The organism is Nonomuraea sp. CX421, assembly GCF_059358955.1.
Genome location: NZ_JCADBK010000066.1, coordinates 1 through 936 on the forward strand (window position 1 = coordinate 1; position 936 = coordinate 936).

Annotated in this window: 1 protein-coding gene; it reads right to left on the reverse strand. The window is 68.7% G+C overall.

What is annotated here, in order from left to right; all coding sequences use genetic code 11:
* Nucleotides 1-6 precede the first annotated feature (6 nt).
* Nucleotides 7-906, reverse strand: a complete 900-nt coding sequence (locus AC5L3X_RS39155) for a LysR family transcriptional regulator (RefSeq protein WP_494863854.1) — start codon at nt 904-906, stop codon at nt 7-9.
* Nucleotides 907-936 lie beyond the last annotated feature (30 nt).

Below are 936 nucleotides of genomic sequence, written 5' to 3' on the forward strand. Positions count from 1 at the left end.
GAGGCGTCATCCCACCGGCGACGGAGGGTTCGGGAGGAAGGCGACGCGTAGTGCCTCGCTCACCGTGGCCGTCGCCGGGCCGTCGCATCTGCCGGCACGGGTGACGAGCAGGACACGCGGAGCGGGTAGCCCCGGCGTGTCGATCGTGGCCAGCTTGCCGGCGCGAAGGGCCTCCTCGATGGCGATACGTGGCAGGACACTGAGCCCGAGATCGGCTGTGACACAGGCGCGGATCGCATCCACACTGCCGAAGCGGCTCACCTTCGCACGGCCACTGGCTGCCATGCCAAGTCGCCGGGCCACCACGTCGCCGTAGCTGCATCCCTCCTCCAGCAGCAGGAACTCGTGCTCGGCGAGACGCTGCCAGCTGACGCGCCGTCCCGCCAGCGGGTGACCTGGTGAGCAGATGACGGCCAGCCGTTCCGTGCCGATCCGTTCGCCACCGATGTCGGCGTTGGTCAGCTCGCATTCGAATATCAGCGCCAGGTCGGCGGACCCGTTTCCCAGTGCGTCAAGGGCAGCCGTGGTGCCGGCGGCAGCCACCGACAGTTGAACCTGGGGATGGTGTTGCCGCAGGAACATGGCTACCTGTGGCAGGCGATGACCGCAAATGGTGCCAGGGGCTACCAGGCGGACGGCGCAGTGACCGTCGGCCGGGTCGGCGATCCGCTCGGCCTCCGCGGCCAGGTCGAGGATTTGCCGGGCGAGCGGCAGCAAGCGCCGTCCGTGCGCGGTCAGGACGACTCGGGTGGGCAGCCGGTCGAACAGCCGCACTCCGAGCCTCTGCTCCAGGGACTGAATGTGCGCGCTGACGGTGGACTGGGCGAACGCCAGGTCCTGGGCGGTCGCGGTGAAGCTGCCTGTGTCGTGCACCGAGACGAATGTCCGCAGCAGCCGCGTGTCCATGTACGTCAGCCTATCGAAATGTTCGATGGG

Coding starts and splice junctions, on each gene's coding strand:
- AC5L3X_RS39155 (WP_494863854.1), bottom strand. CDS start 906: ATGGACACGCGGCTGCTGCGGACATTCGTCTCGGTGCACGACACAGGC.